The organism is Phytohabitans kaempferiae (assembly GCF_042433955.1).
Classification (GTDB): domain Bacteria; phylum Actinomycetota; class Actinomycetes; order Mycobacteriales; family Micromonosporaceae; genus Phytohabitans; species Phytohabitans kaempferiae.
In genome coordinates this window covers 84,392-98,672 of the sequence record NZ_JBHLUH010000074.1, presented here as the reverse complement: position 1 = coordinate 98,672, position 14,281 = coordinate 84,392, and the positions used below count along the sequence as shown (strand labels likewise).

The following is a 14,281-nucleotide window of genomic DNA, read 5'->3' as shown; positions in this document are numbered from 1 at the left end:
ATGTGCACGAACATCTCCGTGACCGTGCCGGCCGCCGGCGCCGCGAAGGGCGGGTCGGGCTGGTTCGCGGTCAGCGCGGCCAACGTCGGCTTCGACCACGCGGTGGGGTCGCGGTTCGACCACGCGCTGCTGCTCGACTTCGTCGACCCGGAGCGCGGGCCGTCGGCGCGCGTGGCGGTCGAGCTCGACCTGGAGACCGGGCGGGCACTGCTCGCCGCGCTGGAGCAGGTGATCGACGCCGCCGAGCGCAGCGGAGCGCCGGTCTGAGCCGCGCCGGCGGCCGGCACGGTCACGGAGATGTTCGTGCCGGCCCGAGCGAGGGACGCCCCATGCGGCTGCACGTGGGATGTGCGATGTGGACGCTCAAGGCGTGGCAGGGGCGCTTCCTGCCGCACCCGCTCCCGCCGCACGAGCGGCTGCGGCACTACGCGAGCTGGTGCGACGCGGTCGAGGGAAACACCACCTTCTACGCGACCCCGACCCGCGAGACGGTGGCGTCGTGGGCGCGGCAGACCGACCCCGACTTCCGCTTCGTGGTCAAGCTGCCCAGGACCGTCACGCACGAGTACCGCCTCACCGACGCCGGCGAGCCACTGCGCGCCTTCCTCGACGCGGTCGAGCCGCTCGGCCCGCGCAACCACGCGCTGTGGATACAGCTCCCCGGGTCGTTCGGCCCCGCGGAGGTGTCCACACTGGAACGCTTCCTGCGCCGGCTCCCCGCCGCCCACCGGTACGCGGTCGAGGTGCGCCACCCCGCGTTCTTCACGGAGCCCGGCGCGGCGCGCACGCTGGAGGGGACGCTGGCCGCGGTGGGCGCCGAGTGGATCCCCTTCGACACCACGACGTTCTTCGCGCGGCCGCCGACGAGCGACGCCGAACGCGACGCCTGGCTGAAGAAGCCGCGCATGCCGCTGCGCACGCGGGCGCTCACCGACCGGCCGATCGTGCGCTACGTCGGCCGCGACGACACCGCCCCGACCGTGGCCGGCTGGCGCCGGTGGGTCGAGGCCGCCGCGGGCTGGCTGCACGAGGGGCGCTCCCCCACCGTCTTCATCCACACCCCGGACAACGCGGACGCGCCCGCCCTGGCCCGCCGCTTCCACGACGACGTGCGCGCGGCCGTGCCCGCCCTGCGCCCGCTCCCCGAGCCGATCCCGGCCGAGCCCCTGACCCTCTTCTGACCACCCCGCCGGGCTGGACCATCCATTCCGAGGGACAGAATCGGGCTACCGCGACGTCGCCGCCGCGGTCCAGACGATGCCGCTCAGCTTAAGTTGATCATGGGGCCGGGCGCATCCTGGACCCCCATGTGAGCAGGGAAATCCATGCGCGCCCGAGGGAGCCGGCCCTTCCTGGCACTCCCCGCGCGGCGGCGCGTGACAGCAATATCGGGGACTTTGCTGCCTCGTCCGCAGCGGGAGGCAGCAAAGACAGGGAAATTGTCGGGATCTTGGTGGTGTGCTCGCTTCGGTCTGTCCGCGCTAGGTGCTTTTCCTGCCTCCGGCCTTCCGTGTCACCACCCCGGCATGGGAGGCCGCGATCAAGACGGCTGACGCCACAACTCGTCTCGATCCCGAATCTGCCACCGCGGCGCGACCGGTCACATATTGATCATGTGGCCGGCTAGGCCGTGGAGGGCTTCCTTGACCGCCTCGCCCAGCGTGGGGTGGGCGTGTACGTTGCGGGCCGCCTCGTGCACGGTGAGGTCCCATTGCTGGGCCAGCGTCAGCTCGGGCAGCAGCTCGGTCACGTCGGGGCCGATCAGGTGGGCGCCGAGCAGCTCGCCGTACCGCGCGTCGCTCAGGATCTTGACGAAGCCGGTCGTGTCGCCGAGTCCGTTGGCCTTGCCGTTGGCGCTGAAGGGGAACTTCGCCACCCTGACGTCGAAGCCCTCCTCCCGCGCCTGCGCCTCGGTCCAGCCGAAGCTGGCGATCTGCGGCTGGCAGTACGTGGCCCGCGGGATCATCAGGTAGTCGAGTTCCATCGTCTCCGCGTCGCCGATCGTCTCGGCGGCCACGATGCCCATCGCCTCGGCGGCGTGGGCGAGCATCAGCTTGGCGGTGACGTCGCCGATCGCGTATATGTGCGGCACGCTGGTGCGGCACCGGCCGTCGATGTCGATGGCGCCGCGTTCGGTGAGCCGCACGCCGGTCTTGTCCAGCCCGTAGCCCTCGACGCGGGGCTGGAAGCCGATCGCCTGGAGCACCTTGTCGGCTTCGAGCACCTGCCGCTGCCCGTCGCGCGAGACGGTGACCCGCACGCCGGTGCCCGACTCGTCGATCGACTCGACGCGGGTCGAGGTGAGCACGTCGATGCCGAGCCGCCGGAAGCGCTTGGCCAGCTCGGCCGAGACCTCCTCGTCCTCGGTCGGCACGGGCCGGTCGAGGAACTCGACGATGGTGACCTTCACGCCGTAGTTGCGCAGCACGTACGCGAACTCGACGCCGATCGCGCCCGCCCCGGCGATCACGATGCTCGACGGCAGGTCCGGGGTGAGGATCTGCTCCTCGTAGGTGACGACCCGGTCGCTGAGCGACGTGCCGGGCAGCAGCCGCGTCGTGGCGCCGGTCGCGATGATGCAGTGGTCGAAGGTGATCGAGTCGCCGTCGACCCGAAGCGTGTGCGGGTCGGTGAAGACGCCGCGGGACGAGTACTGCCTGATCTTGTTCTTCTTCATCAGGTAGTGGACGCCCTTGACCCGGCCGTCGGCGACCTTGCGGCTGCGGTCGTACGCGACGCGGTAGTCGAAGGTGACCTCGCCCTGGATGCCGAACGTCTTCGCGTCCTGCGTGAAGATGTGCGCCAGCTCCGCGTTGCGCAGCAGCGCCTTGGACGGGATGCAGCCGACGTTGAGGCAGACCCCGCCCCAGTACTTCGCCTCGACGACCGCGGTCGACAGGCCGAGCTGGGCGGCCCGGACCGCGGCGGTGTACCCGCCCGGCCCGGCGCCCAGCACGACGACATTGAAGTGGTCACCCATACGGGAATGGTGACCTAACGGGAGGTGAGTCGGCGCCCAACCGCGGAGATGAGTCGGTCGAGCTCGGAGCCGAACGGGTTGTCGTGCACCAGGTACGTCCACGTGGCGCTCGGGCGGACCATCTCCGCCTCCTCCGGCTCCCAGTCTTCGCTCACCTCGATCGACTCGAAGGTCTCCAGCGTCAGCTGCTCGATCTTCGGGAAGAGGGCGTTGAACGCCGGCACCGCCGATCGGTGGAACTCGTCGAGCGGGTCGAGCCGCCCCAGCGCCCGCAGGTGCACGCCCTCGCGCACCTCGTTGAGCTCGGCCAGGTGCTCGGCCCAGAGGCGGTCGAGGTGGAAGAGCGCGATCGAGCGGGCGATGCGGGACAGCAGCTCGTCGTCGATCTCCTCGGTCTTCTCCTCGAACCGGTCGCGCAGCAGCTCGGCCGCCACCTCGGTGGTGAGCAGCCGCTCGCGCCGCTCGGCGAGGGCGATGCGCTGCTGCTCGATCACCACGCTGTAGCGCCAGGTGTTGCGGTGGATCTCGTGGTTGACGCCCTCGGCGACGCGCTGGGCGTGCTCGACCGCGTACGTGACCGCGTCGTCCTGCACGAGGCCGTCGGCGTGCATCTTCGGCGAGGCGGGGACCAGCTCGGGCGCGTGCCGCACGACAAGCTCGTCTTCCAGGCTCACGAAGAAGACCGAGTGGCCGGGGTCGCCCTGCCGCCCGGAGCGGCCGCGGAGCTGGTCGTCGACCCGGCGGCTGTCGTGGCGGCCGGAGCCGATGATGTAGAGCCCGCCCAGCTCGGCGATGCGGTCGTAGTCGGCCTGGTCGCTGCCGCCGAGGCGGATGTCGACGCCTCGGCCGGCCATCTGCGTGGAGACGGTCACCGCGCCGTGCGTGCCGGCCTCGGCGATGATCGCCGCCTCCTCCTCGTCGTTTTTCGCGTTGAGCACGACGCACGGGATGCCGGCGCTGGTGAGACCGGCGGCGAGCTGCTCGGACTCCTTCACGTCGAGCGTGCCGACCAGCACCGGCCGGCCCGCCACGTGGGCGAGGCGGATCTCCTCGATCAGCGCCTCTTCCTTCTCGGCGCGGGTCGCGTAGATGCGGTCCGGCTCGTCCTCCCGGATGCAGGGCGTGTTGGACGGGATGACCGCGACCTCGAGCTTGAAGAACTCGCGCAGCTCGTTGCCGACCAGCACGGCCGTGGCGGTCATGCCGCAGAGCGTCTTGTAGAGCGCGATGTACGCCTGCACGGTGATGGTGTCGAGCACCTCGCCCTCGGCGGTGGCGGTCAGCCCCTCCTTCGCCTCCACGGCCGCCTGGAGCCCGTCGGGCCAGCGGCGGCGCTGGGCGACCCGGCCGCGCATCTCGTCGACCAGCTCGACCGCGCCGTTGCGCACGATGTAGTCGACGTCGCGGTGCAGCAGCGCCTCGGCGTGCAGGGCGACGTTGACGGCGGAGAGCTGCTCGACGTTCTCGTCCGCGTACAGGTCGATGCCGCCCAGCCGCGCCTCGACGGTGCGCAGCCCCCGGTCGGTGAGCGCGACGCTGCGGCCGTCGTCGGCGATCTCGTAGTGGCGCTTGTTGACCAGGCCCTTGACCAGCGCGGCGGCCTGGTGCACCGGGTCCTGCTCGCCGGGCACGGTGCCGGCCAGCACCATCGGCACGCGCGCCTCGTCGATCAGGATCGAGTCGGCCTCGTCGACGATGCAGCAGGCCAGCTCGCGCTGGACGCGGTCGTCGATGTCGGTGACCAGCTGGTCGCGCAGGTAGTCGAAGCCGGCCTCGCTGACCGAGACGTAGGTGACGTCGTTGCCGTACGCCGCGCGGCGCTGCTCCGGGGAGGACGTCTCGGTGACCCAGCCGACGGTCAGCCCGAGCAGCCGGTAGACCGGCGCCATCCAGAGCGCGTCGCGGCGGGCGAGGTAGTCGTTGACGGTGAGCACGTGGACCGGGCCCTTGCCGCGGCGCACGTGCCCGTACGCGGCGATGGCGGCGGTCAGCGTCTTGCCCTCACCGGTGGCCATCTCGGCGACCTTGCCGGAGAGGAGCGCCATCGCGCCGAGGAGCTGCACGTCGTACGGCGTCTGGTCGAGGCCGCGGCGGGCCGCCTCCCGCCCGTACGCGCAGATGTCGACGTAGTCGGTCGCGTCGGCGGCCGCCTCGGTCAGCTCAGAGTCGCTGAGGTCGGCCAGCTCCTCCGCACGACTACTGATCTTGGGGAGCAGCTTCTCCAGTGGGCCGAGGTCGACCGTCGTCCCGGGGCGCTGGAGGAAGCGCTGCATCCTGCTTTTCAACCGCTGCGACACACCCATGGTCCGCAACGGTACTATTCAACATTCCAAGATCGTCGCCACCTCCTGCCGCGCCCGCGTCGCGAGGTCGCGCAGCAGCTCAGGGCCCTTGTCAAACGGCACCACCGCGGTCACCACGTGCCGCCTGATCCCATCGCCGCACTCGCGCACCATCGATACGGTCTCGGCCGAGAGGCGCTCCCGGTCCCAGGTCGCCTCCAGCCCGCGCGGCACACGTCCGATCTGCGCGCACCGCACCGAAAGCCCGTTGTGGTGGAACTCCTCCCCCAATCGCACCTCGTCCGCCCCGCCCTGGTAGAACGCCAGGTCGATCACCGTCCCCTGGGGGCGCAGCAGCCGCATCGCCAGGTGCAGGGCGGACGGCTGCCCCCGGCACTGGAAGACCAGGTCGGCCCCCCGGTCGCCGGGCCCCCGCCGCCACCGGCTCTTGACCGCGACCGCCGGGTCGCCGTCGGCCGGGTCGAGCACCGCGCAACCGAGGGCCTCCGCGACCGCCCGGCGCCGCGACGTCCCATCGAGTACGAGCACCGACTCGGCGCCGTGGCGGAGGGCGAACAGGGCGGTCAGCAGGCCGATCATCCCGGCCCCCACGACGGCGACCCGCCGTCCCCGGACCCCGTCGCCCAGGGAGCGCACCCCCGGCCCGAAGGCATCCGCGGCGGCGTGCAGCAGCCCGTTGGCGCAGATCGGCCCGGCGTGCGCCACGTACACGCCGAGCATCGGATCGAGGTCGGGCGGCAGCGGGACCCACCGGTCGACGAGCGGGTCGGCGAGGTGGCCGGTGCGGTGCCCGTACGCCATCGCGACCAGCGTGCCCTCGGCGACCGCGGGCGTGGCGGAGGCGGTGACCCGCCCGACCTCCATGTACCCGAGCCGGGTCACCGGGTACGACTCGGCCGGCCGGTCCGGCTCGAAGAGCCCGAGATCGCGGTCGAAGCGGGCGGAGAGCAGCGGGTTGGTGCCCTTGACGTAGCTCAACTCGGTGCCCGCCGACACTCCACTGTAGAGAGTGGCGACCCGGAAGGTGCCCTCCCGCACGGGCGGCGCCTCCTCCTCGCGGATCTCCACACGCTCCGGCGCGGTGACGACGATGACCCGGTCAGACACCGACCGGCTCCTCGGTCAGCGCCGAGCGGGCGACCGCGGTGGCGAGCCGGTGCGTGCGCAGCGCCTCCCCGTACGGCACGCGCACGTCGTCGGCCACGCCCAGCACCGCGTCGACGAACGCCCGGTCCACCGCGACCCGCGCCGCGACCGGGTCAGCCGGGTAGCGGTGCTCGCCCCCGCCGTCCCGTACCAGAAGGGACTCCTCGCCGACCTCGACGGCGAGGCCGTCCGCGATCACCTCGACGGAGGCGCGGTGCTTCCAGCCCAGCACGGAGGTCGTGGTGAGCGAGCCGGGGACACCGCTCGCGAACCGCACCAGCGCGGCGGTGGCCGCGTCGACGTCGGCCTCCGGCACCGGCGGGCGGCCGCCGCCGGCCGCGTGCACCTGCACCACCTCGCCGCCGAGCAGCCGCATGAGGTCGAGTACGTGCGGAGCCTGTTCCACCACCTGCCCGCCGGACGACTCCCGCCGCGTCCACCAGTCGACCGGGGGCACCTTGTCCAGCCACGCCGCGCTCACCAGGCGCAGCTCGCGGCCGGCGAGCAGGTTGCGTGCGCGCTCGACCACCGCGAGGTACCGCCAGTGCAGCCCCACCGCGGTCACCACGCGCTCGGCGAGCGGGGCGAGCCGCTCGGCGGTGGCCAGGTCGACGGCGAGCGGCTTCTCCACGAACATCGGCAGCCCCGCGCCGAGCACCGCCTCCTCGGCCGGGCCGTGCGCGAAGGGGGGCACGCACACGTACACGGCGTCCGGTCCGGCGGCGAGCAGCGCGGACACGTCGGGGTACGCGAGCGCGCCGTGCTCCGCCGCCAGCGCCCCGGCCGCCTCCGGCACCACGTCGGTCACCCCGACCACACGCACGTCCGGAAAGCCCGCCAGTACGGCCGCGTGCCGCCGCGCCACACTGCCCGCGCCGACCATCGCCACGGCGCACTTGCTGCCCATCCGAGCCCCCAAAAGCCCATCTCTTCGCGGGGCGCACCCCGCGATGCCGGCGAGCGCGCCCACTGCTCCGCCTGCCGGCCGTCGCTCCGGTCGCCGCACTCCCTCCCGCTCGGTGGTGCCGGGGGCGGCGGCGCGCTCGCGGCGGTTGGATACCCGGTCATTGGGAAACCACGCGCCATGTGGCATCCGCTTTCGGTGAGCCCTGTCGTGGAGGCCTGGTCCGCCTACCGGACCAGCACCGCGAACCAGTGGAAACCGCGTGATCTGGTCCGGGCGAAGGGGTCCAGCACGGTTTCCGTCGTGCTGCCCGCCCGCGACGAGCAGGACACGGTCGGCGAGATCGTACGCACGATCCGCCGGCACCTCGTCGACCGGCTACCGCTGGTGGACGAGGTCATCGTCGTCGACTCCCGCTCGAGTGACGAGACCGCGCGCGTCGCGGGCGAGGCCGGCGCGCGGGTGGTCGACCAGGACCAGATGACCCGGGGCCTGCCCCGCCTGGAGGGGAAGGGTGACGCGCTGTGGGCCGGTCTCGCGGCGGCCCACGGCGACATCGTGGCGTTTCTCGACGCCGACCTGCGCGAGTTTCGCCCGCACTTCGTGACCGGGCTGCTCGGGCCGCTGCTCGCCGACCCGTCCGTCGTGTACGTCAAGGGTTTCTACCACCGCCCCCTGGAAGCGTCCGTCGACACCGAGCGCGACGGCGGCGGCCGGGTCACCGAGATCATGGCCCGCCCGCTGCTCAACCTCTGCTGGCCGGAGCTGGCCGGTTTCGTGCAGCCCCTCGCCGGCGAGTACGCGGGCCGCCGCGACCTGCTCGAACAGCTCCCCTTCGTCTCCGGGTACGGCGTCGAGCTGGCCATGCTCATCGACCTGCTGGAGAAGGTGGGGCTGGACGCGCTCGCCCAGGTGGACCTCGGCGAGCGGCACCACCGCCACCAGAGCACCGAGGCGCTGGGGCGGATGGCCGCGCAGATCCTCTACACCGCCTGGTCCCGCCTGTACCGCCAGGGCACCGTGCCGACGGCCGAGCCCGCGGCGGGCGCGCTCACCCAGTTCCGCCGGGGTGGGGCCACACCGCCCGGCCTGGGGCGCGAGGTGGTCGTCCACGACGTCTCGGTCAGTGAGCGGCCGCCACTGGCCCAGTTGCGGGCCGCGGTCCCCCTCCGGACCGGCGTCCTGTGAGGGTCATGATGAACGCGGGACCGTGGCTTTCGGTCCCGCCCGGCGGCTACGGCGGCATCGAGAACATCGTCGCCACTCTCGTACCCCCACTGCGCGACCTCGGCGTCGAGGTCGTGCTCGTCTCGGTGGGCGACAGCACGCTCGAGGTGGACGAGCTGCTGTCGGTCTTCCCGGTCGGGCAGTTCCGCCAGCTCCAGCGCCCGTACAACCAGGTCAACGGCGTCGTGCCGGCGCACCAGCACGCGGTGGTACGGGCCCTGCGCGAGCGCTCGGACATCGACCTCGTACACGACCACGTCGAGGCCGCGGGGCTGGCCACGCTCGCCGCCCTCGGCCGGCACGACCCGCCGGTGCTGCACACGCTCCACTGGGACCTGCACAAGCATCCGGAGCTGTACGGCACGTTCGACGGCGGCGGCCGCGTGTGGGTCAACGGCGTCTCCGCGGACCAGATCGCCCGCGCGCCCGAGGCGCTGCGCGCGCACGCGGTGGGGCACGTGCACCTGGCCACGCCGCTCGCCGAGGGGGCACACCTGCGGCGGCCGCCGGAGAAGGGCGGCCACGTGGTCATCCTCGGCCGGATCACCCCGGGCAAGGGGCAGGACCTGGGCGTGCGCCTGGCCCACCAGCACGGCTTCGACCTCATCCTGGCCGGGCCGGTCGGGCCGTACCACTCGGCCGCCGACCTCGCCGCCGCCGGGAGCACGGACAACCCCGACGTGGCCTACTTCCGGGAGAAGGTCGAGCCGTACGTGGACGGCTGGCGGGTCCGCTGGCTCGGCACCGTACGCCCACCGGCCCGCGACGACCTGGTGGCCAGTGCCCGGGCGGTGCTCGCGCCGCTGCGGTGGGCCGAGCCGGGCGGGACGTTCGTGGTCGAGGCGCTGGCACTGGGTACGCCGGTCGTGGGCCTGGCCCGCGGCTGCCTGCCCGAGCTGGTCGACCACGGGCGCACCGGCTACCTGACCGAGGTGGACGACGAGCTGCCGGACCTCCTGGAGGCGGCCGCCAAGCTCGACCCCGCCGAGTCGATGCGCGATGCGGCGGCCCGCTTCACGCCCGCGTTGATGGCCTCGCGCTACGTGGAGCTGTACCGCCAGGTGCTCGCGTCCTAGCGGCGCTGCTGGCACGCTTGAGTGCGGCGTACGGCTCAGCCGGCCCGCTGCTGTCGCGTACCGGCGTCGGCGTAGCGCAGCACCGCCCCCACGCCCCGCCGCAGGTCGGTGTCGTCCGGGCCGACCAGCACGAGGTCGGCCCCGGTCTCGGCGACCGCCCGCACGAGCGCCGCGTCGGCCCGCACCAGCACCGGCTCCTGCACGCCCATGTCGCGCAGCTCGGCCGGGTCGAGCGCGAGCTGCTCCGCCTCCGGCCCGATCCACAGCTCGTCGGTCGACGAGGGGTCGTCCACGATCAGCATCGCCTCGACCTGTTCCCGTTGGAGGGCGCTGACCACGGCGGCGAGCCCATTGCCGAGCCCCTCCTGCGCGCCGAAGCGGTCCACCGCCTCGCGCGTGCGCCGGTCGGCCACCTCCGCCACCGCCACCGTCGTCGCCTCGTCCAGCGGCTCGTGGTCCGCACCCGAGGCGCGTACGCCCGCGTCGGTGAGCACCGCGCGCCGCTGCCACCGCTTGGGCAGCCGGTCGAGCAGCAGCTGCCGGGCCCGTACGTCGCCGGCGAGGACCAGCACGTCCGGCCCGAGCGCGTCGGCCAGGTCCGTGGTGGCGGCGGCCACGTCGCCCGCGTTGCGCTGCCAGGTGGTCTCCGCGTCCCGCTGGTACCGCGCCTGCGACCAGCCGCCCGGCTTGGTCTTCTGGATCGGGTACGACTCGTGCCCCCGCACCGTCTCGCTGCGCCGCACGCCGCCCGCGTCGAAGACGGACACCTCGGCACCGGTGCGGTCGGCGACCACGCGCAGCCAGCCGACCTCCTCGCCCCGCTGGGCGACCAGCGGCATGGCGTGCGGCAGGGCGCCGTAGCGGGCCAGGTTCGCGCGGGGCGGGCTGGGGAGCCGCTGCACGGTCACGTCATCGGGCGCCGCCTCGGACGCGAACAGCGCGGTGCCCAGCCGGTCGGGCTCGGCGGGCGTGGCGTCCAGCGCGTGGTCCATCGCCACCAGCACGCCGGCACTGGCCCCCTGCGCGGCGAGGCTCTCCCGCAGGCCACGCCACCGCAGCGCCAGTGCCCGCGCGGCATCCTCGGTGGACGGGGTGGCGTCCAGGTACGCCGAGGCCCACGGCCCCGGATGGGCGTAGAGCGAGCGGAGGAATGAGAGGTCCATAACGCGGGCCTTACCCCATGAGAACGCATTCACTCACCCGCCGCCCCCTCGTGGTCATGAACCGATGTCGATACGCTGTGTGCTTACGCCACAAACACACAGTAGGAACGCTATGACCTGGGACCGGGAGCTCTTCCCCGAGCCTGTGGCGCACCGGCCGGGCCCCATCATCAACGGGCACGTCGTCAAGCTCGAGGACGGTTACTCCCGCGAGGTCAAGGTGGGCCAGCCCATCCTGGTCGCGGTGGTCGCCGCCGCCAGCGTGACGCGCCTCGTCACCAGGGCGGTCGTCTCCGTCCTGCGCGCCGGTTCCGGTGGCGGCGGCGGGCGCAAGTGGAAAGAGCTGAAAAAGGGCCCCGAATATCTGGTCACCCCACTGCGCATCCGCGCCACCGACGGCGTGCTGTGCGAAATGGAGATCCACGGCCATCTGCCGCAGAGCGCCCTCGAACCCCGCGACCACGTCCAGGTGACCGTACGCCGCCAGAAAGACCCCGAACTCGCACCCCGCGTCGAAAAGATCGTAAACCTCACGACCGCCCAACTGCTCACCCCGCACCCGCCGACCCTCTGGTCGCACCTGGGCCCGGTGCTGCTGACGCAGGCGTTGCTGGGCGCGGTCGTCTTCGGTACGGTCGCCGCCTGCACGGTCATCACCTGACGCCGTAACTGGGTGTTTTGATCTTTTCTGTGGTTGATTACCGTATTCGCCATATCAACCGAGGCCGGCGGCGACAGGAGGAATCGTCACTTTCGCCTTGGTTCATCCCGATCGATCCGGTAGCGATCTGCCGGCTTTGCTCCGCGGAACATGTCTGGTTCAGACAACTCACGAATCACCGACTTCAATGCCATTCGTCACCTACCGTCCATAGTAGAGCCGCCAGATGCCCGAAGACCCGCAAGTCAACGTTTCAGCGTGGTCAACGGCGGTGGGTCGTCGAATACACCCTGGGCTGGCTCATGCACCACCGGCGCCTCGTACGCGACTACGAAACCCGACCCGACAACTCGGCCAGCATGATCACCATCGCGATGATCGACAACCTCGCCAAACGCCTCACCGCGGAAACCGCCCCAACCCGGCGAGACACCTAAACCCGCATAACACCCAAAAGACCTGAATCAGACGCCCCCCTCAGGGGGCAACCGTCGCCCATAACAGGGCCTATTGCGCGGTTTCGACGCGGGCGTCCTCATTGTCAATGCACGTCGTTAAGCATGATTGTTAAGTTGGGCCAAGTGACACCTTCTGAGCGATCGTACTAAGAAATGCCTTAGTTGCTCCGAATGTGGGTAGAGAAAATGCATCGTGAAGTCGAACCCACCGAGCTTCCACTACCTCTGAAACCTGGAAGCTTGGGTCGCTCTCCGTCTCTGCGCACCATCCAAACACCGACCCGAAGCCCTTGTCCCTAGGACGCTCTCCGAGAGGAATGAGGTCTTCGCGCACAATTCTAATAGACGTTTCCTCGGCAACTTCTCGTATGGCCGTCTCAACAGAATCGGCGTCGTCGGCAATCGCCTGACCGCCGACCGGCTGCCAAAGCGATGGGTTGCGGAATGTGCGGATCATCAGAAGTCGTCCGTCGCGAATCAAGAACACGAAGGACGCCCAGCGGTCCGCGCGACCGCTTTCCATGCGATAAAGATCGTCGAACCGCTCGACGAATGGAGCCAAACTCGGAATTGATGATCGCCTGTTCTGGATCACGTCAGGAGTGTCAACGAGTGCCAGAACCAGCGAGTCATTCCTTGTCGCATGCGCCGTTGCGGCGACCGTTAACGCAATTGCGCCTGACTGAGGCGCAGGAGTAGTCTCGTGGAACTCTCCGCGAGCAATCCTAAACGGCTCGTCCTTCACCGACTTCTCAGCCTCAAAAACAAGATCGGCGGCGAACCCGCACTTTCGTCGCAGCAGCACGCTCCACCCAACTCCAGGGTCGCTCTGCACAGAATAGACACAGTACCTACCGCGCTGCTTGTCTTCAGCCACCGAGTACCTTTTCTGAACGACGCTTCCCACCAGCGTTCGGGACAGGGTCTCCCAGCCATGAGAATGGATCGTCTGGTCGGATGTACGTGTCTGAATGCAGTATCGATCGAACTCGGCACGCGGAGGCCAGATGTGGAGACGAATACCCCAGTCCGGAAAATGGTCAATGGACGTGCGGACAACAACGAACCCGTACGGATGGCGGTACGCCATCGTCGGATCGCCGAGCATCTCGTCTCGCAGGTCAGGCCACGTTTGGGTCTTAAGCCAAGAATCGATGTCAGCTTTAGTGGCCATATGGGCTAACCGGATTCCTCAATGCAGTCAGGACATGTGACACTACTTTGTTCCTGTCTTTGGTCACCACGTTCAGTTCGTCCAAGACGGTTGTTACATCATCCCTCTTACCGACGACTTTTATAGCCGATCGGCTTATCGATACGCGACGCGCCAGCCGGGCTGACAAATGAAGATCCTCGCAAACTGAGTCATAAAAGCTGGATCCAGCAGGGTACTTAATAGCGTCGTGTTTTGCGCTTTCACGGGTCACGATCGCCTGTGTGTCGCACAGGTCTATCGTGAAGGGCGACACCAGTCTTGTTAGGTACAGATTGCATGCCAGCCGTGAAGAGTTGGTCGCTGCGACAGCCAACGCGATGACTGTCGCGGCCACCTCGGCTCTTGCCTTATCCGGCGTCCAGTAGTCTGCACGATCCCGATTGACGCTGGCGCGATACTCCGAAAAGAACGCGATTATACTCGGATCATCCGGATCCAAAATTTGCAGGTTGATATCGATGTAACGACCATGCTTGTTAGCGGCCTCCGCGAGAATCGGAAGAATCGTCGTCCTGAAGTATCTGCCTGTGTGACCTCTATAGGTCCACGTGGTAGCCGTGATAGCGGAATTACGAAGCTCATTGGATATGCTCGTGGGTGCCACGAGCACGGTATCCTCCACGGCACTCCGGTTTCCCGGAACGAGCCAGTAAATCAGACCTGAAACGATCAGTGCTCCCGCCGTTACTCCAATCAAGGAGTCGAGGATCTGGCCAATACTTGCACCGATAGTCGGCGTAACGGAGGAGTCGATCTCCGGCATCACGAATACCCTTGTGACTCCGAGGAGTAAGACCGCACCGAGCAGCATCAGCGCATACATCCGCCAGCCGAGAACTGTCTTCACGGCCCGTACTCCTTCCGTATCTTTTCGCCTCCGCCTTGTTACTGTGGGCCCCTTTCGTCTAGTCGGGCACGATCAAGGTAAGGTCGTCCGTTCACGTTTGACCTGTCCACCGCGAGACACTCTGGTGGAGCAGGACTCTCTCACGCGTGATCTTAGGCCGGGATGCCCTCACCTCATGTCCTAGAGCCGACAGAGCGCCATAGATGTAGGCAAGCGATGCTTCCCCTAACGTCCTGTCCCGCAGGTTCGCCCCCGTCGCAGTGAACGGCTTCATCACGACGAAGGACGCTGAGCTGTGCC

General features: G+C 69.6%; 12 protein-coding genes and 1 pseudogene. 6 read left to right on the top strand and 7 right to left on the bottom strand.

Annotation, left to right across the window (positions count from 1 at the left end; translation table 11 throughout):
* Positions 1-267 carry a DUF6295 family protein gene (locus ACFFIA_RS34470; RefSeq protein ID WP_377259366.1) on the top strand — a complete coding sequence of 89 codons (267 nt, stop codon included), beginning with the start codon at positions 1-3 and terminating at the stop codon, positions 265-267.
* A gap of 62 nt (positions 268-329) precedes the next feature.
* Positions 330-1,181, top strand: coding sequence for a DUF72 domain-containing protein (locus tag ACFFIA_RS34465; protein WP_512700733.1), 852 nt, complete (start codon positions 330-332; stop codon positions 1,179-1,181).
* A 419-nt stretch (positions 1,182-1,600) separates the two neighbouring features.
* Here ACFFIA_RS34465 and lpdA read toward each other — a convergent pair whose 3' ends face one another.
* Genes lpdA through ACFFIA_RS34445 form a run of 4 tightly spaced genes read right to left on the bottom strand, consistent with a single transcriptional unit; the run spans position 1,601 to position 7,336 of the window.
* Entirely contained in the window at positions 1,601-2,980 is a 1,380-nt protein-coding gene (gene lpdA / locus ACFFIA_RS34460) for a dihydrolipoyl dehydrogenase (RefSeq protein ID WP_377259364.1), read from the bottom strand.
* A gap of 14 nt (positions 2,981-2,994) precedes the next feature.
* The gene (secA2, locus tag ACFFIA_RS34455) at positions 2,995-5,283 is read right to left on the bottom strand and encodes an accessory Sec system translocase SecA2 (RefSeq protein ID WP_377259361.1); all 2,289 of its coding nucleotides are present in this window, start codon (positions 5,281-5,283) and stop codon (positions 2,995-2,997) included.
* 18 nt (positions 5,284-5,301) lie between these two features.
* On the bottom strand, positions 5,302-6,390 hold the full coding sequence (locus ACFFIA_RS34450) for a zinc-dependent alcohol dehydrogenase (protein ID WP_377259358.1): 1,089 nt from the start codon (positions 6,388-6,390) through the stop codon (positions 5,302-5,304).
* Complete coding sequence (locus ACFFIA_RS34445; protein ID WP_377259355.1) at positions 6,383-7,336, bottom strand: Gfo/Idh/MocA family protein; 954 nt, start codon at positions 7,334-7,336, stop codon at positions 6,383-6,385. Before ACFFIA_RS34445 ends, ACFFIA_RS34450 begins: the two co-directional genes overlap by 8 nt.
* A 177-nt stretch (positions 7,337-7,513) precedes the next feature.
* Between ACFFIA_RS34445 and ACFFIA_RS34440 the strand changes: the two genes are divergently transcribed.
* Together ACFFIA_RS34440 and ACFFIA_RS34435 are read left to right on the top strand one after the other, a co-directional pair.
* Complete coding sequence (locus tag ACFFIA_RS34440; RefSeq protein ID WP_377259352.1) at positions 7,514-8,521, top strand: glucosyl-3-phosphoglycerate synthase; 1,008 nt, start codon at positions 7,514-7,516, stop codon at positions 8,519-8,521.
* 8 nt (positions 8,522-8,529) lie between these two features.
* Complete coding sequence (locus tag ACFFIA_RS34435) at positions 8,530-9,636, top strand: glycosyltransferase (protein WP_377259498.1); 1,107 nt, start codon at positions 8,530-8,532, stop codon at positions 9,634-9,636.
* Between the two features lie 35 nt (positions 9,637-9,671).
* Here ACFFIA_RS34435 and ACFFIA_RS34430 read toward each other — a convergent pair whose 3' ends face one another.
* Complete coding sequence (locus ACFFIA_RS34430) at positions 9,672-10,799, bottom strand: baeRF2 domain-containing protein (protein WP_377259349.1); 1,128 nt, start codon at positions 10,797-10,799, stop codon at positions 9,672-9,674.
* 112 nt (positions 10,800-10,911) lie between these two features.
* On the opposite strand from ACFFIA_RS34430, the gene ACFFIA_RS34425 reads away from it, so the two are divergent.
* Both ACFFIA_RS34425 and ACFFIA_RS34420 read left to right on the top strand, forming a co-directional pair.
* The gene (locus tag ACFFIA_RS34425) at positions 10,912-11,460 is read left to right on the top strand and encodes a hypothetical protein (RefSeq protein WP_377259346.1); all 549 of its coding nucleotides are present in this window, start codon (positions 10,912-10,914) and stop codon (positions 11,458-11,460) included.
* A 263-nt stretch (positions 11,461-11,723) separates the two neighbouring features.
* A pseudogene (locus ACFFIA_RS34420) lies at positions 11,724-11,897 on the top strand (IS5 family transposase); the annotation flags it as partial.
* Positions 11,898-12,027: 130 nt separating this feature from the next.
* Here ACFFIA_RS34420 and ACFFIA_RS34415 read toward each other — a convergent pair.
* Positions 12,028-12,723, bottom strand: coding sequence for an NUDIX domain-containing protein (locus tag ACFFIA_RS34415; protein WP_377259344.1), 696 nt, complete (start codon positions 12,721-12,723; stop codon positions 12,028-12,030).
* Between the two features lie 358 nt (positions 12,724-13,081).
* Positions 13,082-13,981 (bottom strand): hypothetical protein, encoded by a 900-nt coding sequence (locus ACFFIA_RS34410; RefSeq protein ID WP_377259341.1) that lies wholly within the window; start codon positions 13,979-13,981, stop codon positions 13,082-13,084.
* Positions 13,982-14,281 lie beyond the last annotated feature (300 nt).